The following is a 20,354-nucleotide window of genomic DNA, read 5'->3' on the forward strand; positions in this document are numbered from 1 at the left end:
GGAATATCGATGATCAAGTCACTCGTTGGCGGTATCGTTGCCGCCACTGCTTTCGTCATGCTGAGCTCGTCGGCGATCGCCGATCCTGAAATCGTCAAGGGGCCATCGGCCGAGCCTGACTGCTTCGCGCCCTGGTCGGCCGATACGCAGTTCTTCAAGTTCCCCAAGAAAGACGGCCCGTACCGCATCGCTCTGGCCAACGGCTATATCGCCAACACTTGGCGCATCCAGATGGTGCAGACGGCAAAGGCCTATGCAGCGCAGCCGGACGTCGCGGCCAAGCTCAAGGAATTCAAGGTGGTCTCGACCGGCGAAGACGTGCCGGCCCAGATTTCGGCGATCAACAATTTCATCGATTCCGGCTATGACGCGATTGTCGTCAACGCCCAGAACCCGACCGCATTCGGTCCTGTCATCAAGCGGGCCAAGGAAGCCGGCGTGGTGCTGGTCGCCTTCGACAACATCCTCGACACCAAGGATGCCATCAACGTCAATGTCGACCAGAAAGGCCTTGGCGAATTGTGGGCCAACTGGCTGGTCAAGCACGTGCCGAACGGCGGCAAGGTGCTGGAAGTGCGCGGCGTCGCCGGCACGTCCGTCGACACCGATCGCCATAACGGCATCCACGAGGTTCTCGACGCTTCCGGCAAGAAATGGGATGTCACCGAGGTCGTCGGCAAGTGGGATGACGGCGTTGCGCAAAAGGCTACGGCCGATGCCATTGCCACCAACGGCCCCTTCGACGGCATTACCGGACAGGGCGGCGATACCGGCATCGTGCAGGCGATGATCGATGCCAAGCATCCGTTCGTGCCGTTCGGCGGCGAGACGGAGAACGGCTTCCGCAAATTCTGCGCCAAGTTCGCCGCTGACGGCCTGAAATGCTCGTCGGCCGGCACCGGCCCGGCTCAGGTCGCGGTTGCCATCAAGACGGCGATTGCAGCACTTGAAGGCCAGGTCGTGCCGCAAGCGGTCAAGCTGCCGCTGGCGATCGTCGAGGATCCGAACTTCAAGGCAGGCCAGGATTTCTTCCCCGATCAGTCCGACAATTTCTTCGTCGGCAATTCCTTCCCGACCTGCGGCATCAATTTCACGGCGCAGGAAATCATGGGCCAGAGCAAGGAAAACCAGTAAACTCCGACAGCCCGACGCCGCGGGAATCCCGCGGCGTCGGCGCTCGACATCCTGATTGCCAAGCGCCTGGGGAGGGCCGATGGACGGTGCGGTTCCGCTCTTCCGCATGGAAGGCATATCCAAGCGCTATGGCGGCGTGCGGGCGCTGGAGAAGGCCGAACTGTCGGTCACTCCAGGCAGCATCCACGCCATTCTCGGCGAGAACGGCGCCGGCAAATCGACGCTGATCAAGGTTATGGCGGGGGTCGTTGCGCCCGACGAGGGCCGCATGATGCTGGACGGAAGCGAAGTTACCTTCGCTTCGCCGGCCGCTGCCAATCAGGCCGGCATCGTCTGCATCTTCCAGGAACTGTCGCTCGTCCCCGAACTCAGCGTTGCCGACAACATCGTCATTTCCGATCCGCCGAAGCGTTTCGGCATGATCGACCGCAAGGCGCAGCGCCGCATCGCCGAAGAAGCCCTTGCTCGCGCCGGCGCTTCCGATATCCATCCGCTGGCGCTGGTCAAGGATCTTCCCCTTTCAAGAAGGCAGATGGTCGAGATCGCCAAGGCACTGGCGCGCAAGCCACGCATCCTGATCCTCGACGAGGCGACCTCGGCGCTGACTGCGGCTGACGTCGCCAGAGTTTTCGCCGTGTTGAAGCGGCTGCGTTCGGAAGGGCTGGCGCTGCTCTATATATCGCACCGCATGAACGAGATCGCCGAGCTGGCCGATCAGTGCACGGTGTTCCGCAATGGCCGCAATGTCGCCAGCTACGCGGCCGGCACCAAGAGCGACAATGAAGTCGTCGAACTGATGATCGGGCGCGAATACAGCCACATCTTTCCGCCCAAGCCCGCACGGGCGGCTGCCGCAGCCGCGCCGGTTCTCGAGGCGCGCAGCCTGTCCTGGACGGATCGGCTGCACGATGTCTCGCTGTCGGTCGGGGCGGGCGAGGTGGTCGGCCTTGGCGGCCTCGACGGCCAGGGTCAGCGCGAATTGCTGCTCGCCTTCTTCGGTGTGCTGCGCGGCCTGTCAGGCCAGATCCTGATCGACGGCAGGCCGGTGGCGATCGCCAGCCCGGCCGCCGCGCGCGATGACCGGATCGGCATGGCGTTGATCCCGGAGGACCGCAAGACGGAAGGGTTGATGCTGCCGATGACGGTGCGCGAAAACCTCTCCTTTGCCGCCCTCGACCGGCTGTCCAGGGCCGGCATCATCGATCGCGCCGCCGAGCAGCGGCTGATCGACGACATGGTTGGTCTCCTGGCGATCAAGACGGCCGGGCTCGACATTCCGGTCGGCGCACTGTCCGGCGGCAACCAGCAGAAGGTCGTCATCGCCAAATGGCTGATGCGGCAGCCGCGCATCATCCTGCTCAACGATCCGACGCGCGGCATCGATGTCGGCACCAAGCAGGAGCTTTACCAGTTGATGCGCAAGCTTGCCGACCAGGGCGCGGCGATCCTGTTTTATTCGACCGACTATGACGAGCTGATCGGCTGCTGCGACCGCGTGCTGGTGCTCTATGACGGCGCGGTCAAGCGCGAACTGGTCGGCGCCGAAATCACCGAGCGGGCGCTGATCGCCAGCGCGCTCAACATTCACGAAGAGATGCCAAAGCAAGGAGCGGACGCGTGAAGGATTGGCGCTACTGGCTTGCCGAACAGCGCGGAACGCTGCTGGCGTTCGGCATCTTCGTTGTCATGTTCGTCATCTACACCTCGAACCATCCGGCGGGCTTCACCGCCAACGTCGTACAAACGGCCTCGAACAAGGGCGTGCTGCTCGCCTTCGTCGCCATGGCGCAAACGCTGGTGGTGATCACCGCCGGCATCGACCTTTCGGTCGGTATGATCTTCACGCTGACCAACTGCCTGGCCTCGTGGCTGGTCGTCGGCACCGGCATCGAGACCGCCTTCGGCGTCCTCGCCGTGCTCGGCACCGGGCTGCTGTGCGGGGCAATCAACGGTGCGATCGTCATCTATGGACGCCTGCAGCCGATCGTCGCCACCATCGCCACCGGCGCGGTCTATTTCGGCATCGCGCTGCTGCTTCGGCCGTTTCCCGGCGGCTCGGTCAATGAAGGGCTCGCCGATGCGCTGACCGGGCGCCTGTTTGGTTTTGTGCCGGCGAGTCTGGTGACGCTGCTGGCGGTCGTGCTCGTGGTCTGGGTGCCGTTCAGCCGTTCGGTGCTAGGCCGCGCCGCTTATGCAGCCGGCTCCTCGGAGATGGCGGCCTACATGTCCGGCGTGCCGATCCGGCGTGGAAAGTTCGCCGCCTATGCGCTTGCCGGTCTGCTTGCCGCGATCGGCGGGCTGTTCCTGACGTTCTTCACCTATACCGGTGATGCGGCCTATGCCAGCGGCAACGCCTATACGCTGTTTTCGATTGCCGCGGTCGTGCTTGGCGGCGTGTCGCTGTTCGGGGGCAAGGGCAGCGCCATCGGCGCGATCTTCGGCGCGCTTGCCTTCCGCACCATCGGCGACCTGCTGTTCGTCTTCGATTTCGATCCGCTCTGGCAGCCCCTGTTCCAGGGCGTCATTCTGCTGATCGCGGTCAGCCTCGGCGCGTTCGCTCTGTTTCGGGTCCGCAACCGGCTGGAGTGGTTCCTGTGAGCGAAACGACTGTGAGTGGTCTCGCAGGCCGCATGCCGAAATTCCTCCGCCGCGCCGACCCGGCGGTGCTGACGGCGTTCGCCTGTATCGTGCTGCTGCTGTTCCTCGGCAGCCTCTATTCGCGCAGCTTCCTGTCGCCTGAATACCTTTTGCAGCAGCTCAAGGTGGCGTCGTTTCTCGGCGTCATCGCGACCGGCATGATGCTGGTCATCCTGCTCGGCCAGATCGACCTGTCGGTGCCCTGGTCGGTGGCGGCCGGCGCCATGATGGCCTGCGCCGCGGCCGCATACGGTACCGTCGGCGTGGCGCTTGCCATTCCGTTCGGCATCTTCTGCGGTGTTCTGATCGGCATCGTCAACGGCATCGGCGTCGCCTATCTGCGCATTCCCTCGATGATCATCACGCTTGCCACCAACGCCGTCGCGCAGGGGCTGATGGTGGTCTACACGGGCGGTTTCTCGCCGCAGGATTCGGCGACCGGTGCGATGCGCTATCTGGCGACCGGCTTTGCCGTTCCTGGCGTGCCCAACGCCGTCCTCATCTGGGCGCTGATCGGCGCCGCAATGGTGTTCGTGCTGACCCGCACCGGCTTCGGCCGCACCGTCTACGGCATCGGCAATCGCGAGCGTGCCGCCTATCTTTCCGGCATCGATACAAGGCGCGTGGTGATGATCGCCTTTGCGGTTTCGGGCGGGCTCTCCGCCTTCGGCGGCGTGCTGTTGGCCGGCTATGCCTCCAAGGCGGCACAGTCGATGGGCGATGCCTATCTGCTGCCGTCGATCGCCGCGGTGGTGCTCGGCGGCACCTCGATCCTCGGCGGGCGCGGCTCCTATCTCGGCACCGTCGCCGGGGTAATCCTGATCACCCTCTTGCAGTCCATTCTCTCTGTCATGCAGATGCCGGAGGCGGGACGGCAGATCATCTACGGCGTCGTCATCGTAGCCATGCTGCTGCTCTATGGCCGCGCGCCGGCAAGCCGCTGACCTGCATGACCGGTCAAGACGTGGCATATAAGCCGGCGAGCACTGTTCGAACGACACCCGCCATCGTGGTGATGGGCGTCGCCGGCTGCGGCAAGTCGGTCGTCGGCGAAGCGCTTGCAGCGGCATTGGGCGCCGTCTTTATCGAAGGTGACAGGCTGCATCCGCCCGAAAACGTCGCGCGCATGGCGAGCGGGCAGCCGCTTACCGACGCGCTGCGCGAGGGCTGGCTCGACGCGATCGGCCAGCGGATGGCCGCGTCGGTCGCAAGCGGGCAAGGTGTGGTCGCCGCCTGCTCGGCGCTGAAGCGCAGCTACCGCGATCGCCTGCGCGGCTTTTGCCCGGATATCGTTTTCGTTTACCTGGAGATCGACCCGGCAACAGCAAAACAGCGCGTCGGCAATCGCAAGGGTCATTTCATGCCGGCAAGCCTGGTCGACAGCCAGTTCGCCACGCTCGAGGCGCCAGCGGCGGACGAGGCGGCGATAACCCTGGATGGCACGCGTCCGGCCGCCGACACCGTCGCGACTGCGTTGAGCCTGCTCGCGCGCTAGATTTGCGACGTCAGTTCGACCGGGAAATCGTCATTGTCGGCGTCGCGCATGGCCGCGAGGCTGCGGTTGTCCAGCACCTCGGCGATCGCCTGCCGGACCTCCAGCATCATGTGCCGAACCTGGCAGGTCGCCTCGTCGCAATCCTCGCAGCGCTGGTATTGCGTGCGGCTGGCGCAGGGGATCGGCGCCAGCGGCCCGTCGAGGACACGCACGACATGGCCGATCTTGATGTCGGAAGCCGGCCGGGCAAGGCGGTAACCGCCTTCCTTGCCCTTGCGGCTCTGGACGAAGCCGGCGTTACGCAACTCGCCCAGGATGGCATCCAGGAATTTCTTGGGGATGTTATTGGCGACCGCAATGTCGTTGACGAATGCGAGCTGGCCGACCGGCAGGCCCGACAGATGCACGAGGGCCTTGAGGCCGTATTTGCCTTTTTTGGTAAGCATGCCCCGAGTCAACCCATGAAGCCCCAACCACCCGCGTCTGGCGGCTGTTTGTGTGCAAATCATGACGGTTTGATCACGCGAAGCCGTTCGCGAAAACAAGCCGTCCGTTCTCACGGTAGGCACAAACGCGTTGATTCTTTGTAACGTTTTGGACGGAATGCGCCCGGAAAGTGCCAGAAATCACCTTTCGCGGCGCGAAAGCAAAGAAGCCGGCAAAGCCGGCCTCTGTCAAAGTTGGAAGATCGCCTCAGCGGCTGCCATAAGTCTGCTCGAGCAGGCCGCCCGCTGCAAAGTGGTCGGCCTGGACCTTGGCCCAGCCGCCGAAGACGTCCTCCACCGTCAGCAGGCGGACATCGGGAAACTCAGCCTTGTATTTGGCGGCGACCGCCGCGTCCCGGGCCCGCAGGCCGTTGCGGGCGGCGATGTCCTGGCCCTCCGGCGTATAGAGGAAGTCGAGATAGGTCTTGGCGAGATCGCGCGTGCCATGCTCGTCTGCAACGGTGTCGACGATCGCCACCGGAAATTCCGCCAACAGGCTGACCGAAGGCGTTACCTGCTCGAACTTGTCCTCGCCATACTCCTTGCGGACGCCGCGCGTTTCCGACTCGAAGGTGATGAGTACGTCGCCGATTTCGCGCTGCACGAACGTGGTGGTCGCGGCGCGCCCGCCGCTGTCGAACACCGGCACGTTGTTGAACAGCTTTGTCACAAACTCCTTCACCTTGGCATCATCGCCCTTGAAGGCTTCCTTGGCGTAGGCGGTGGCCGCAAGATAGGTGTAGCGCGCATTGCCCGAGGTTTTCGGATTGGGGAAGATCACCTGGACGTCGTCGCGCACGAGATCGTTCCAATCCTTGATGTGCTTCGGATTGCCGGCGCGCACCAGGAAGGACGGCAGCGAATAGAACGGCGAGGCGTTGTCGGGAAAGTCCTTCTGCCAGTCGGCGGAGATGAGGCCCTTCTTGACCAGGAAGTCGATGTCGATGACCTGGTTGAAGGTGACGACGTCGGCGCCGAGGCCTTCGGCGATGGCACGCGCCTGCGCCGACGTTCCGGCATGCGACTGATCGATGGTCACACCGGGGTGCCCGGCGACGAACGCTTTGTTGACCTGCGCAAACAGTTCGCGGCCGACATCATAGGAAGCATTGAGCAATCTGTCGGCCGACCAGGCTTGGGAGGATGCGAGGACCAGGCCGGCCAATGTGGCGACGCCAAGCAAAAATCGCTTCATGAAAACAGGCTCCAATGCCATGAGCTTAATGCCGGACCATAGCGGCAAGGCATCGTGCGCGACGAGGCACGCAGAGCGGCCGCTCCACGTTGTCGATAGAAGAAATATTCCCGCTGTGGTCGATTTCTAGTTTTTTCTTTCAAGCAGAGTCTCAGGACAGCTTGGCAGCGGCGCCGATGCCGTCGGCGTTGCGTCAAGAAAAGATCAGCCAAGTTGCACAAGAAGGTCGAGGAATTGCTGGCTGAGATTCCCGTCTTGCCGCTCGATGTGCCGGTGGATGCCGAGTACGGCGCGATTCGCGCAGAACTGGAAGGCAGGGGCCAGACCATCGGCCAAAATGACCTTTTTATTGCTGCCCACGCCCGTGCGCTTGGAACTACCCTGGTGACCGCCGACACCGGGGATTTCAACCGGATCAAAGGCCTGAAGGTCGAGAACTGGCTGGTGTAGCGCCTGATAGAGGATCAAGCAGCCGGAAAAAGCTTCCAGCGCCGCGGCCGAAAAGCCACTCGAGTTTTCTGCGCCGCCGGATGGTCGACCGGCAATTCGATCTCGACCCGCTGACGTTCGCCGCCGATTTCGAGCTCGACCCGCCTGGTGCCGGCGACGCGGCGGCTGGCGGCGACCGTGCCGGCGATGCAGCCGTTGCATTCTTCCACCAGATCGACGTCGTGCGGGCGAAAGAACAGCGTCGCTTCGCCTTGCGGTGCGTGCGGCGCGGAAAGCCCGATCGGCCGGTCCGCGATCCAGACCTGGCCGTCCTCGACCTTGACCGGAAGCGAACTCGATTCGCCGATGAAGCCGTAGACGAAGGGCGAGTTCGGAGTGTCGTAGATTTCGTCGGCGGTGCCGACCTGCTCGATGCGGCCCTGGCTCATCACCACGACGCGGTCGGCAAGCTCCAGCGCCTCTTCCTGATCATGGGTGACGAAGACCGTGGTGTGGCCGGTGGCGTCGTGGATGTCGCGCAGCCAGCGGCGCAGTTCGCGGCGCACCTGCGCATCGAGCGCGCCGAACGGCTCGTCGAGCAAAAGCACGGCCGGTTCGATCGCCATGGCGCGGGCCAGCGCCACGCGCTGGCGCTGGCCGCCCGAAAGCTGTGCCGGATAGCGTTTTTCCAGACCGGAAAGCTGAACGAGGTTGAGGAGTTCCGAGGCGCGGCGGCGGATTTCCTTCGCCGACGGGCGTGACGGCCCGTGCCGGACCTTGAGTCCGAAGCCGATATTGTCGGCGACCGTCATATGGCGAAACAGCGCGTAGTGCTGGAAGACGAAGCCGACATTGCGCTCCTGAATCGACTTTTGGGAGGCATCCTCTTCGCCGAAGAAGATCTTTCCGCGGGTCGGTCGCTCCAAGCCGGCAATCAGCCTGAGCAGCGTCGTCTTGCCGGAACCGGAAGGTCCCAGCAGGGCGATCAGTTCTCCCGACTTGATGTCGAGCGAAACGTCGCGGAGGGCCGGAAACCGCTCAAACTCCTTGCGCACGTTGGCAACGCGAACTTCCATGCAAATCCCTTTTGTAGTTGATGCATGCCGTTATCCCAAAACCGGTTCCCACTTTTGGGCGACATCAAATCTTTATTTTATGCATGTCGTTGTCCAAAAAACGCTACACACTTTTGGGCGACATGCATTTGTCAGTGTCCGCGCGTCGCGGCGATCTCGGCGCCGTAGCGCATCTCGAGAAGTGTTTTCAAGACCAGCGTGACGAGCGCCAGGCCGGCAAGCAGCGAAGCGACGGCAAAGGCGGCGGCGGCATTGTACTCGTTATAAAGGATTTCAACATGCAGCGGCATGGTGTTGGTTAGCCCGCGTATGTGGCCCGACACGACCGAGACCGCGCCGAACTCGCCCATGGCACGGGCATTGCACAGCAACACGCCGTAGAGCAATCCCCATTTGACGTTGGGCAACGTCACGTACCAGAACGCCTGCCAGCCGTTGGCCCCGAGCGACAGGGCAGCCTCCTCGTCGCCATTGCCCTGTTCCTGCATCAGCGGGATCAATTCGCGGGCGACGAAGGGGAAGGTGACGAAGACGGTGGCCAGCACGATGCCCGGCACGGCAAACAGGATGACGATGCCATGCGCCTTGAGCCAGGCGCCGAGCAGGCCTTGCGCGCCGAACAGAAGTACATAGACCAGGCCTGAAATGACCGGGGAGACCGAAAACGGCAGGTCGATCAGTGTGGTCAGGAACGCCTTGCCCTTGAACTCGAACTTGGCGATCGCCCAGGCGGCGGAAATACCGAAGACGATGTTGAGCGGCACCGAGATCGCCGCGACCAGAAGCGTCAGGCGGATCGCCGAGCGCGTGTCCGGTTCGCTCAGCGCCTGTGTGTAGGCCTCGATACCTTTGGCGAAAGCTTCCTTGAAGACGATTATCAGCGGCAGGAGCAGGAAAATGCCGAGGAAGGCAAAGGTCACGATCATCAGCACGGTTCTCGCCGTGCGGCTCTCGGTCACCGCCGGCGACTGGCTTTCATGGTGCGGCGCGTAGGATTTGATCTCCGGGTCAGCCATAGCGCTTGCGGCTCCAGGTCTGCACCAGGTTGATGACCAGCAGCATGACGAAGGACAGCGCCAGCATGATCGCCGCTATCGCGGTCGCCGCGGCGTAATTATATTCCTCCAGCCGGATGACGATCAGAAGCGGCGCGATCTCGGATTTGAACGGCAGGTTGCCGGCGATAAAGATGACGGAACCGTACTCGCCGACGCCGCGCGCGAAGGCCAGCGCGAAACCGGTGACGATGGCAGGCGCCAGTCCGGGTAGTAGAACGCGGCTGATGATCTGGAAGCGATTGGCGCCGAGCGTGGCGGCCACTTCTTCTACCTCCTTGTCGATCTCCTCCATGATCGGCTGCACGGTGCGCACGACGAAGGGCAGACCGATGAAGACCAGCGCGATGACGATGCCGAGCGGCGTATACGCGACCTTAATGCCGAGCGGCGTCAGCAGGCTTCCGATCCAGCCGTTCGGTGCGTAAAGCGTGGTCAGCGCGATGCCGGCAACCGCCGTCGGCAGCGCGAAGGGCAGGTCGACCATGGCATCGGCGATGCGGCGGCCTGGAAAGCTGTAGCGCACCAGCACCCACGCGACGATCGTGCCGAAGACGACGTTGACGGCGGCGGCAACGAAGGCGGTGCCGAAGCTGATTTCAAGCGCGTTGATGGTGCGGCGGTCGGTGACGATCGCCCAGAAGTCGGTCCAGCCGAGCGCCGCCGAGCGCCAGATCAGCCCGGACAGGGGGATGAGGATGATGAGGGTGAGGTAGGCAAGCGAGAAGCCGAGCGTCAATCCGAAACCCGGAATGACGCTCGGCTGCCTGAATCGCCACCTCGCCTTGGCGGGTGCTGTGGTCATGTCGTCCTGATCTAAATGCTACTGGGCCGGCTTGTAGATCTGGTCGAATATACCACCATCGCCGAAATGATAAGGCTGTGCCTTCTTCCAGCCGCCAAAAAGCGGGTCGTCGATGGTGATCAGCTTGATCTCAGGCAGCTTGGCCAAGTCCTCCGCCGGCACCAACTCGGGCTTCGAAGGGCGATAATGGTTTTTGGCGATGAGCGTCTGGCCTTCCTTGGAATAGAGATAGCTCAGATAAGCTTCGGCAACTTTCCGCGTGCCTTTGGCGTCGACATTAGCGTCGACCACGGCGACCGGCGGCTCGGCCAGGATCGAGGTCGGCGGGTAGACGATATCGAAATTGTCGGCGCCGAACTCGTCGAGCGCCAGATAGGCCTCGTTTTCCCAGGCGAGCAGCACGTCGCCCAGCCCTTTTTGCGCGAAGGTCACGGTTGCGCCGCGCGCACCGGTGTCGAGAACCGGGACATGCGCATAGAGATTGCCGACGAATTCCTTGGTCTTGGCCTCGTCGCCGCCATCCTTGGCGCTGGCATAGGCCCAGGCGGCGAGATAGTTCCAGCGCGCACCACCGGAGGTCTTGGGATTCGGCGTGATCACCTGGACGTCGTCCTTGACCAGATCGCCCCAGTCATGGATGCCCTTGGGGTTTCCCTTGCGGACGAGAAAGATGATGGTCGAGGTGTAGGGCGCCGAATTGTTTTCGAATTTCGTCCGCCAGTCGGGATTGATCCTCTTCGCTTTCGAGACAATGGCGTTGATATCGCCTTCGAGCGCCAGCGTCACCACGTCGGCGTCGAGGCCGTCGATCACGGCGCGAGCCTGCGCGCCCGACCCGCCATGCGACTGCTGGACGGTGACCGTCTCGCCTGTCTCGGCCTTCCAGTGGGCGGTGAAGGCCTCGTCGAATTGTTTGTAGAGCTCACGCGTCGGATCATAGGACACGTTGAGAATGGTGGTGTCGGCAAACGCGAAACCGAGCGTGCCGAACTGGACAGACGTGGCGACCAGTGCGCCGAGCAGTTTCCTGAAATGAGGTTTGGTCATTTCCGCCTCCGTTGAACTCGCGCCAATCTACCGAATTGATAGAATTTAGATGCATTCAATGTTGCCTTTTTTGGCCTATTGAAGCAATTTTTCGCCTAGTTTCGGCGATGCGAGAAACTATTTTCCCCGCATGGACCATGATCGCGCTCCCGACGCGATTATCTAGAGACGGCTAGCTTTTCGGCAATGGCTGCGTCGCGCCCGAAGGTTTCGGCCGGCTATTCGGCGGTAACGGGAAAGTTGAAGCGCTCTTTTGGAAACGGCTCGTTCTCCAGCGTGAAGTGCCACCATTCGCGGGCGTAATTCTTGAAGCCGCCGGCACGCATCGCCTCGACAAGTCTTTTGCGGTTAGCCGCCGCTTCACTGGCTATGGATCGGTGAGCCGTTTCGCTCGCTGGATCGAAACAGTCGAAACCCGTGCCGAAATCGAGCGTGTCGGCATCGGTCGCGCCGCAGGACGGTTTCGGAGCGCTCTTGCGGTCGGCTCGCGCGATCGCGACATCGACCGTCGATCCGCGCGAATGGGTGGACAGTTCGCCGATATAGCCCTTGGCGATGAGATCCTTGCGCTTGACCTTTGGGTACCACTGCGGGTCCGGTGGTCCACTCGTTTTTGTCCAGTCACCCATGTCGGAGACAGCCCGCGCAGGGCGATAGCAGTCGAACACGACCAGCGTCAGCCCTTCGGCGGCAATCGCTTTCTGCACTGCCGAAAGCGCTTGCGCCGCTTGCCTGGTGAGGACGCATACCGGCGCATCGTAGCCGCTTACCTTGCGATGCAGGAAATTTTCGAGGCCGGCATAGCGGATATCCTGCCGGATATTGGGATCGATGTCGGCTAGCCGAACAAAGCTGGCGGGCAGCGCGTCAGCAGACGCCGAGAAAGTACCGGCGGCCGAAAGCAAGACGTAAAACACAATCCCCTGAATCACCTGCCGGAAATTATTCAAGGGAAACTTTCACTCGACGAAAACCTTCACACTGGCCGCGCGTCCCGCCGCGTCGATCACGGTTAGGGTCGAATAGCCGGCGCCGTCCGGCTGCCAGGTCGCGGTGCGCCGCCGGTCGATGCCGACCAGCGGCTTGCCGTTGGCCAGCCAGCGGAATGGTGCGCGGCCGCCTTGCAGCTTGAGCACCAGCGGCGAGGGGTCGGCCGAGGAAGTGCCGAGATCGACGCGAGCGCCGTCGGGCGGAAAGATGATGGTTGGCGCAGGTTCGGTCGGCATCGCCTGTACCAGCCCATCGGCGCCGGCGCCGAAGCGCGTCAGCGTCACCGGCAGCTCCTCGCGCTTCGGACGCCGGACGCCAGACGGCTGGCTCGGCAGCGGTACGGCGGCCAGGCTGGAACGGACAAAACCTTCGAACAGGATGGGCGCAGCCGAGACATAGCCGGACAGGCCGGGCACAGCGCCGGCGTCGGGGCGGCCGACCCAGACGCCGAGCACGTAGCGGCCGTCGAAGCCGACCGACCAGGCGTCGCGATAGCCGTAGGAGGTGCCGGTCTTGTAGGCGATGCCGCGTTGGGCGGCACCCTGGGGAGGCTTGACGCCTGACAGGATGTCGGTGATCTGCCAGGTCGCCTGCCCGTCGAGGATGGTGGTGGTCGAGCGTTCGGCATTCGCCGGCTCGGTGCCGTCATGCAGCGTGTGTGCCTTGCCGCCATTGGCAAGGCCGGCATAGAGTTGGACCAGGTCGCGCAGGGTCACCCCGACGCCGCCGAGGCCGATCGCCAGGCCGGGCGCTTCGTTGACGGGCAGGATAGGGGTCACATCGGCCTGGCGAAAGCGTGCCATCAGCCGGGCCGGGCCGACCGCGTCGAGCACGCGGATCGCCGGCACGTTGAGCGACAATTGCAGCGCCTGCCTGATGCTGACATCGCCCTGATAGCCCATGTCGAAGTTCTTCGGCCGATACCCGGAGAAATCGGCTGGGCTGTCCTCGATCAGCATCTCCTGCGCCACCAGGCCCTGTTCGAAGGCGAGGCCGTAGATGAACGGCTTCAGCGTCGAGCCAGGCGAGCGAACGACCTTGGTCATGTCGATCCAGCCCGAACGGCTGGCATCGAAGAAATCGGCAGAGCCGACCTCACCAAGAATATCGCCGGTACGGGCATCGGCCAGTACCATGGCCACCGAGAGGCGAGGGCCGAGCCTGGCGGCCGCATCCTTGGCCACCTGCTCCAGCCCTTCCTGGACACTCTTGCGGATCGTCAGTTGCAGCTTCTGGCCGGGAATGGCCTTGGACAGCATCGTATAGGCCGCATGGGCAGCGAGCGCCGGCAAGGTCCGCCGCAGCCCCGACACATCGTCGAGCGCGGCACGCGCGGCCTCACGTTCGCCGAGCAGGCCTGCCGAGACCATGCGGGTCAGCACGCGGTCGCGGGCGGCATGGGCGACGTCGAGGTTGCGGTCAGGGCGCCGCTTTTCCGGCAATTGCGGCAAAGCGACGAGCAGGGCCGCCTCCGAGACCGTCAGCCGTTTCGGCTCCTTGCCGAAATAGGCAAGCGAAGCCGCGCGCACACCTTCGAGATTGCCGCCATAGGGCGCCAGCGTCAGATAGCGTTCGAGGATCTCGCGCTTGGAAAGCCGCCGTTCGATCTGGAGGGCGCGCAGCATCTGCTTGATCTTCGAGCCGAGGCTGCGGCTGTCGCGCGGTTCGATCAACCGGGCGAGTTGCATCGGCAGCGTCGAGCCACCGGACACGATATGGCCGCTGGTCGCGAACTGGCCGGCGGCACGCGCCAGTGCCAGCACGTCGACGCCTTGATGATCCCAGAAACGCTTGTCCTCATAGGTGACCAGCATGTCGACGAACTGCTTGTCGACCTGGTCCAGGCTGGTAGCGAGCCGCCAGTAGCCATCCGGCGTAGCGAAGGCGCGCAGCAGCTGGCCGTCTCGGTCCTGCACCTCGGTCGAGACCGTCAAAGCAGCCGGCAGCGGCGGCGGAAATGCGCGGTCGAGCTGCCAGAGGGCGGCGGCGGTGATTGCAGCGAGACCGGCCAAGGAAATGCCCGTGATGGCCGCTCGGCGCAGGAATTTTCTGGAGAGCATGGCGCCGCCCCTCATCCGCCTGCCGGCACCTTCTCCCCGTTTAGTGACGGGGAGAAGGGGGCTGTCGCGACCCTTGGCGCCTTTTCTGCGACGTTAAAGGTCGGCGAAAACTTCGGCGCATGGCTCTTTCTCCCCGTCTCTATACGGGGAGAAATGCCCGGCAGGGCAATGAGGGGCAGCGCCATCGCCATATTCCTATCCGCCATTTTTTGCCTTACGGCGCCTTGACCTCCATCATGCCGGTGGCGGTGCGGGCCGAATATTGCGGCCGGTACATGTCCTCGATCGTTGCCGCCGGGTGGGCATAGGTGCCCGGCGTCACCGCGCGCACGACGTAGGCGAGCGTGATGTTGCGGTCGCCGTCGCCGTCGTTGGGATTGAACGCCGCGACGAAACGGTCGTCGCGGAATTCGAGATGGGCGGCATCGGTCTGCGCCAGCCAGGAGAAGTTCGTCAATTGGGCGCTGGAGACCAGGCCCGGATTGTCGATCTCGAAGCCGGCCGGCAACAGGTCGGTGATCAGTAGCCGCGAAGGCCAGGTGTTCTGCTCGTAAACCTTGAGCACGACGACATAGCGTTCGTTCTGCTTGACCTCCGTCACGTTGGCCTCTGTGCCGTCTAGATTGTAGTAGGTACGGCTGATGGTAAAGCCGTTGCCGCCGGCCGGCAGAGGCTGGATCGGCGAGGCCACGGTGGTGACGACCGCCTGCAGCGGATTTCTGCCGGTGTTGACGATGGTCAGCGGACTGTCGGCCAGGTCGCCACCGGCGATCTGGTCCGAATAGCCGCCGGCATGCGGTGCGCCGTTGACGGTCAGCGCGATCGAATCATTGCCGGCCTTCAGCGCGCGGGCGGCCAGCAGCATCCAGGACTCGTCCTGTGTGCTGGTCCACCTGGCGTCGGCGCGTTCCCTGGTCACCAGCTGGATCAGCGCCGGCACGATGGTCGGCACCGGCTTGCTTTCCGCGGCAAGCGCCAGGATCGCCGCGCCGTCGCGCAGTGGCGAGCCATAGTCGGACCGGTAATAGTCATATTCGGGCGTCGACTTGGCCAGTTGCAGCGCGGCCTGGAAGGTTGCCTCCGAGCGCTGGGTGTCACCGTAGAGCGCGAGAGACGCCGCCAGTTGGGCGACGGCCATCGGGCTGGTAAAGGCTTCGAGCTGGGTGTCGGCATAATAACGCAGATCGCCGACCGAGGCCTTTTTGTTGCGGGCAAGCACATAGAGCGCATAGGCGATCTCGCTGCCGCGATCCTGGACGTCCTGATCGTAGCCGATCGCGTTCTGCAGATTGCTCAGCGCCTGGTTCATCGCCAGGGCCGGTACGTCGTATTTCTGCTCGCGCGCCCGGGTGAGGAAATCGGTGACATAGGCGTCGAGCCACAGATCGCCGGAACCCGGACCCCACAGGCCGAAGCTGCCGGCCGATGCCTGGTAGCTCAGCACCTTGTAGATGGCGTCCTGGACGCGGCCATGCAGATCGGGGACGCTGGCCATGCCGATGCCGGAAGCCATCTCGTTGACGTAGAGAAGCGGCATGGCGCGGCTGGTGGTCTGTTCGGCGCAACCATAGGGATAGCGGTCGAGCGTCATCAGCAGCGACGGTACATCGAAGGCAGCCGCCTGCGAAACGCCGACGCTGACCGAAGCGCCATCGAGCAGGCTTGCCGCCAGCAGTTCCTTGTCGACGCGCAGCGCGCCGCCATTGCCCTTGAGGTCGACGACCATGCGGGTGGTCACCGGCAGTTGCGCTGGGCGCACCGGCACATAGAGCGTCTGCTCGACGGCGGTGCCGTCGGCATGCGCAAGCTTGATGGTGATCGAGGCGTTGCCCGCGGTCTGCGCAATCAACGGCACGGTCAGCGTCTGCCGCTTGCCTTTGGCCAGCGTCAGCTTTTCAGGCAAGGCGGCACTGCCGGTAGACAGGTCGCCCGTCGTGTCGATGGTCAGCTTGTAGTCGCCAGCGGGGCCGTCGGTGTCGGCGACGTCGAGCCGCATGACGGCGGAATCGCCGGGCGCCAGGAATCGCGGCAGGCCGGCGGTGATCACCACCGGATCGCGAACGATGACGTCGGACTGGGCATGGCCGACTGCTTCCTTTGTCCAGGCGACGGCCATGACGCGCACGGTGCCGTTGAACTGCGGTATGTCGAAGTCGATCCGCGCCTTGCCGTCGGAGTCGAGCTGGACCGGGCCGGAGAAGAAGGCGACCAGCTTTTCGGTCGGCGGACTGCCTTGCGATTGCATGTTGGCGCCGTCGCCGCCGGTGCGCAGCTTACCGGTTGTGCCCAGCGAGCCGTCGATCAGCCGGCCATAGATGTCGCGAACCTCGAGACCGAGCATACGCTGGCCGAAGAACCAGTTCTCCGGATCCGGAACCTTGTAGTTGGTCAGGTTGAGGATGCCGACGTCGACGGCCGCGACCATGACATAGGCGTTGGTGCCGGGCTGCACGCCGGCTACGGCCACCGGGATCGACAGCTGCTGGCGCGGCATGGTCTTGTCCGGCGGCGCCAAGCTGACGGCAAGCTTCCGCGCGCCGGGATCGAGCTTCAGCCATTTGACGCCGATGGCGCGCGCCGGCATGCGTGTCTCTTGCGCATCGCCCGGCCTGAAGAGCGTTGCCGTGACGTAGGCGCCGGCACCCCAGTCGTCGCCGACCGGGATGTCGACAGTGCTGCCGCCGGCCGGCACGCTGGCGGTGACGGTCTTCAGGAGCTTGTCGGCGCCGATGGTGACGAGCAGCTCGCCGGCAAAGTGCGACGACACTTTGAGCTTGGCCACTTCACCCGCCGCATAGGTATCCTTGTCGAGGGCGATCTCGAGGCCGTCGGGCGTTTCGGTGGTGGTGGAACTGACATACCAGCCGGCGTCGAACTCGTAGCTGGTGGCCGGGCCTTCCGGATCCGCTGTCTCGATCTCGAGCCGGTAGCGGCCCCAGTCGACCGGCAGCGACACCGTAGCCTCGCCATCGGCGCTCAGGTCGACCTGGCCGTTGGCCACCGCCTTGGTGAAGGTGACCGGCTCATAGTTCCAGGAGTTGCTCGAGCGGTACCACTGGTAGCTGCGCTCGACCTTGACCAGCGACCACTGTGCGCCCTTCAGCGCCTCACGCTTGCCGTCTGGGTCGACGGCGATCAGGCTGAACTTGGCCGTGCCGCCTTGCGGCACCTCGTCGTCGTCGAAATCCGGGCGGATGCCGATCATGTGGCCCTGCGGGCGGATGCCGATATTCAGCGAGCGCTCGACGGCACGGCCGCCGGTTTCACGCATCCTGACAGTGACCTTTGCATCGACCAGCTTGGTGGTGGATGGCAATTGATCGACGGAGACCGGGAAGATCGCCTTGCCGTCCTCGCTGACCACCGGCAGGCCGGTGAAGGGCGTCACCGTCGGTTCCGCCGACTGTTCGTCGGCCAGACCGAAGGAATAGCCTTTGAAGCGGTCCCAGTCACGGGCGGTCGACAGCGTCAATTCGCCTTCGAGCGCGAGGCCCGCGGCCGGCGCGCCGTAGAGAAAGCGGCCGTCGACGGTAATGTTGGCGGTCTCGCCCTGCGCGATCTCCTGCTTGTCGGAGGACAGGTCGAACTCGATGCGGTCCGGTACGAAGTCCTCGACCAGGAACATCTGGCTGGCGACCGCCGCCTGCTTGGGATCGGTATGGATCGCCACCGTCCAGGTGCCGCGCATGGCGTTGGGTTCCAGCGGCAGGTCGACCGCGTGACCACCGGCCGATGCGCCATCGCTGACGATGCGGCGGTCCTCGACCCCGTCGGGCCGCGAGAAGATGAAGGTCAGCGGCAGGTTCTCGACCGCCTTGGCGGCACTGTCGCGGGCAAGGGCCGCGACATGGACATCTTCGCCGGCGCGGTAGATGCCGCGCTCGGTCCAGGCATAGACGTCGAGCGCGCCAGGTGCCGGCCGTCCGGCGACGCCACGGTCGGACAGGTCGAAGCCGGCGCGGCCCATATCGAGGAAGACGAAATCGTGGTCGTCCTGTTTGGCCATCAGCACGGCCGGGGCCATGCCGCTGTCGCCGCGCGTCAGGCCGGGATTGAACACCGCCCGCCCTTGCGCGTCGGTGGTCGCGGTGCCGAGGATTTCATTGTTCCTGGCCAGCAGCGTCAGCTCGGCGCCGGCGATCGGCTTGGCGGTTGCGAGCGAACGGGCAAAGACGTTCAGCCCATCCTGTCCGGTATAGGTCGACAGGCCGATATCGGAGACGACGAACCATTGCGTGGCGTGCGAATCATAGTCGTCGCTGCGATCGTTGACGGCTTGTGCGGTCAGCACATAGACGCCGGGCTTGCGCTTCGGCAAAGCCTCGTCGATTGGGAAGGAGGTGGTGACTTCCTTGTTGAGGTCGTTGGCGATGTCGAGCTGGCCTTGCCAGACCGGCTCGCCCATCTGTTCGGAGATGTTCGAAATGTCGTAGCCGTCAAGCTGGCGCAGGAACTGATATCCCGACAGAAGCTGGGCCAGCGAGCGGTCGCCGATGCGGAAGAGCTTCATTTCGGCGGCATTCATGTTGACGGTAACGACCGGTATGCCGCGGCGTGCGCCTGCGGGCAGCACGAAGCTGTCGCCGGTGAAGCGGGCCGAAGGCGCGCGGTCCTGCACGTAGATCGACAGAACCACCGGTGCCGCGGTGACTTCGCCAATGGCGGCCGGCAAGCCGGCGCGGAAGGTCACGTCATAATGTTGGCCGTGCTCGAGTCCTTCGACGCAGATCTGCTTGTCCTTGGCTTCGACGCCCTTGGGAGCGGCGTTGTCGACAGTAACGAACTGCGAGTAGTCGACGCCGGTCTTGACCAGTTCCTCGGAGAACTGCGCGCAGATGCGTGGCGCGCTGGTGTCGGCATCGACGGTATGATCGATGACGCGGAAGCCCTTGCGGGCCTTGAGATCCTGATAGGCGGCCCTGACTGCCGGCGAATTGACGAGAGCGAGGCTCGCCTCGTAGGCCTGCAGGGCCGGCCTGTAGAGATCGCGGCGATCAAGGCCGTCCCCGAGCAGCGCCAGCACGTCGGCGCGCGTCTTGGTGGTGCGCAGCAATTTGTAGGCGTTGAAGGCGGCGGAAGTGGCGTTCGCGGGTAGGGTCGACGGCTCCGAGCTGTTGGCGGTCGGATGGACGGCAAGCGTTTCGCGCGCCAGCTCGAGCCAGAGCTGGCCATCATCAGGCAACACCGAAACCGCCGCTTCGTATTTGTGCATGGCCGAGCGATGATCGCCCGTCAGCGCCGACTGTTCGGCGGCGGCCCTCAGCGCCGTCAGCCCTTCTGTCGGCTTGGTGTAGGTCGGGCCAGTGAGCTTGTTGCGGTATTGCTGGGCCTGGTCGGCCATCCAGTTGGGGAAGAAGGCGAGTTCGGGTGGCGCGCCGATGTCGGGATCGCCATCGATGTTGACGATCTTGCCGGCGACGGCGCCGCCGAAGGGTTTCAACGAATTGTAATCGGATTTAAGGAAGCACCATTTGGCCTTGAGGTTGTAGGTGAAGGCGCGGCAGGCCGGGTCGCCGAGGCAGGTGGTCTTGCACTGGTCGAGGCTGACATTCTGGTCGGATCTGAGATCGAAACCGAAATAGTCGGAATTGTCCGATGTCACCACCCGCCGGGCTTCGGCCGCTTGCGCGACACCGCTCCAGGCAAAAAAGAGAAGGAAAAGAATCGATAGACCACGAGCCGCGCGCATTGCCATAAACCCCTCCAGACAAGTGCTTACGTCCAGAAATCTTCAAGCTTCAGTCGCGCTTGTCAACATCGGGACGCGGCAGGATCCGCCTGCCAACGGTTTGCTTTCCGGCCGGTGACCGGTAGTAGCTCCATAGGACAGGGGATCACGCTTTCTTGCGGCGACGCAGAAGGTGTGAGTTCCAAGCCCTGTCTATTTCAGCAATTGGATTGTGGCCCCTTTACGAGTGCTTCAGAACTTCATTCCAATTTTAGGTT

General features: G+C 63.8%; 14 protein-coding genes and 1 pseudogene. 6 read left to right on the plus strand and 9 right to left on the minus strand.

Going from position 1 to position 20,354, the window contains the following annotated elements; all coding sequences use genetic code 11:
• Positions 1-9: 9 nt before the first annotated feature.
• From NKI16_RS00940 to NKI16_RS00960, 5 genes are all read left to right on the plus strand, one after another.
• A complete protein-coding gene (locus tag NKI16_RS00940) occupies positions 10-1,134 on the plus strand; it encodes a sugar ABC transporter substrate-binding protein (RefSeq protein WP_352571765.1) in 1,125 nt (374 codons plus the stop codon).
• Positions 1,135-1,213: 79 nt separating this feature from the next.
• Positions 1,214-2,755: a sugar ABC transporter ATP-binding protein gene (locus NKI16_RS00945; protein ID WP_352705128.1), complete on the plus strand. Its 1,542-nt coding sequence runs from the start codon at positions 1,214-1,216 to the stop codon at positions 2,753-2,755.
• Positions 2,752-3,732 carry an ABC transporter permease gene (locus tag NKI16_RS00950; RefSeq protein ID WP_023675830.1) on the plus strand — a complete coding sequence of 327 codons (981 nt, stop codon included), beginning with the start codon at positions 2,752-2,754 and terminating at the stop codon, positions 3,730-3,732. The genes NKI16_RS00945 and NKI16_RS00950 overlap by 4 nt, the downstream gene beginning before the upstream one ends.
• Positions 3,729-4,715, plus strand: a complete 987-nt coding sequence (locus tag NKI16_RS00955; RefSeq protein ID WP_023675831.1) for an ABC transporter permease — start codon at positions 3,729-3,731, stop codon at positions 4,713-4,715. Before NKI16_RS00950 ends, NKI16_RS00955 begins: the two co-directional genes overlap by 4 nt.
• A gap of 71 nt (positions 4,716-4,786) precedes the next feature.
• Positions 4,787-5,266, plus strand: a complete 480-nt coding sequence (locus NKI16_RS00960; RefSeq protein WP_031211547.1) for a gluconokinase — start codon at positions 4,787-4,789, stop codon at positions 5,264-5,266.
• Here NKI16_RS00960 and NKI16_RS00965 read toward each other — a convergent pair.
• Entirely contained in the window at positions 5,263-5,712 is a 450-nt protein-coding gene (locus tag NKI16_RS00965; protein WP_023675833.1) for an RrF2 family transcriptional regulator, read from the minus strand. The genes NKI16_RS00960 and NKI16_RS00965 overlap by 4 nt on opposite strands.
• Before the next feature lie 247 nt (positions 5,713-5,959).
• Complete coding sequence (locus NKI16_RS00970) at positions 5,960-6,946, minus strand: sulfate ABC transporter substrate-binding protein (protein ID WP_352922207.1); 987 nt, start codon at positions 6,944-6,946, stop codon at positions 5,960-5,962.
• A gap of 180 nt (positions 6,947-7,126) precedes the next feature.
• Between NKI16_RS00970 and NKI16_RS00975 the strand changes: the two are divergent.
• A pseudogene (locus NKI16_RS00975) lies at positions 7,127-7,396 on the plus strand (PIN domain-containing protein); the annotation flags it as partial.
• Between the two features lie 14 nt (positions 7,397-7,410).
• Here NKI16_RS00975 and NKI16_RS00980 read toward each other — a convergent pair.
• The 7 genes from NKI16_RS00980 to NKI16_RS01010 all read right to left on the minus strand — a co-directional run bounded on the left by NKI16_RS00980 (position 7,411) and on the right by NKI16_RS01010 (position 20,103).
• On the minus strand, positions 7,411-8,451 hold the full coding sequence (locus tag NKI16_RS00980; RefSeq protein ID WP_023675837.1) for a sulfate/molybdate ABC transporter ATP-binding protein: 1,041 nt from the start codon (positions 8,449-8,451) through the stop codon (positions 7,411-7,413).
• 131 nt (positions 8,452-8,582) lie between these two features.
• Entirely contained in the window at positions 8,583-9,467 is an 885-nt protein-coding gene (gene cysW / locus NKI16_RS00985) for a sulfate ABC transporter permease subunit CysW (protein WP_352621239.1), read from the minus strand.
• Positions 9,460-10,311, minus strand: coding sequence for a sulfate ABC transporter permease subunit CysT (gene cysT / locus NKI16_RS00990; RefSeq protein WP_352621238.1), 852 nt, complete (start codon positions 10,309-10,311; stop codon positions 9,460-9,462). The genes cysW and cysT overlap by 8 nt, the downstream gene beginning before the upstream one ends.
• Before the next feature lie 18 nt (positions 10,312-10,329).
• Entirely contained in the window at positions 10,330-11,358 is a 1,029-nt protein-coding gene (locus tag NKI16_RS00995; RefSeq protein ID WP_023675840.1) for a sulfate ABC transporter substrate-binding protein, read from the minus strand.
• A gap of 218 nt (positions 11,359-11,576) precedes the next feature.
• Complete coding sequence (locus NKI16_RS01000; protein WP_352621236.1) at positions 11,577-12,275, minus strand: M15 family metallopeptidase; 699 nt, start codon at positions 12,273-12,275, stop codon at positions 11,577-11,579.
• Positions 12,276-12,317: 42 nt separating this feature from the next.
• A complete protein-coding gene (gene pbpC, locus NKI16_RS01005; RefSeq protein WP_352637284.1) occupies positions 12,318-14,408 on the minus strand; it encodes a penicillin-binding protein 1C in 2,091 nt (696 codons plus the stop codon).
• Positions 14,409-14,622: 214 nt separating this feature from the next.
• A complete protein-coding gene (locus NKI16_RS01010; RefSeq protein WP_352842453.1) occupies positions 14,623-20,103 on the minus strand; it encodes an alpha-2-macroglobulin family protein in 5,481 nt (1,826 codons plus the stop codon).
• Between the last annotated feature and the right edge of the window lie 251 nt (positions 20,104-20,354).

The organism is Mesorhizobium sp. M0698 (assembly GCF_040320455.1).
In the GTDB taxonomy this organism is placed as follows: domain Bacteria; phylum Pseudomonadota; class Alphaproteobacteria; order Rhizobiales; family Rhizobiaceae; genus Mesorhizobium.

Excerpts from the sequence above, each read along its gene's own strand:
- NKI16_RS01010 (WP_352842453.1), bottom strand. The coding sequence starts at position 20,103 with ATGGCAATGCGCGCGGCTCGTGGTCTATCGATTCTTTTCCTTCTCTTT.
- cysW (WP_352621239.1), bottom strand. The coding sequence starts at position 9,467 with ATGGCTGACCCGGAGATCAAATCCTACGCGCCGCACCATGAAAGCCAG.
- NKI16_RS00945 (WP_352705128.1), top strand. The coding sequence starts at position 1,214 with ATGGACGGTGCGGTTCCGCTCTTCCGCATGGAAGGCATATCCAAGCGC.
- NKI16_RS00940 (WP_352571765.1), top strand. The coding sequence starts at position 10 with ATGATCAAGTCACTCGTTGGCGGTATCGTTGCCGCCACTGCTTTCGTC.
- pbpC (WP_352637284.1), bottom strand. The coding sequence starts at position 14,408 with ATGCTCTCCAGAAAATTCCTGCGCCGAGCGGCCATCACGGGCATTTCC.
- NKI16_RS00965 (WP_023675833.1), bottom strand. The coding sequence starts at position 5,712 with ATGCTTACCAAAAAAGGCAAATACGGCCTCAAGGCCCTCGTGCATCTG.
- NKI16_RS00995 (WP_023675840.1), bottom strand. The coding sequence starts at position 11,358 with ATGACCAAACCTCATTTCAGGAAACTGCTCGGCGCACTGGTCGCCACG.
- NKI16_RS00970 (WP_352922207.1), bottom strand. The coding sequence starts at position 6,946 with ATGAAGCGATTTTTGCTTGGCGTCGCCACATTGGCCGGCCTGGTCCTC.
- NKI16_RS00960 (WP_031211547.1), top strand. The coding sequence starts at position 4,787 with ATGGGCGTCGCCGGCTGCGGCAAGTCGGTCGTCGGCGAAGCGCTTGCA.
- NKI16_RS00980 (WP_023675837.1), bottom strand. The coding sequence starts at position 8,451 with ATGGAAGTTCGCGTTGCCAACGTGCGCAAGGAGTTTGAGCGGTTTCCG.
- cysT (WP_352621238.1), bottom strand. The coding sequence starts at position 10,311 with ATGACCACAGCACCCGCCAAGGCGAGGTGGCGATTCAGGCAGCCGAGC.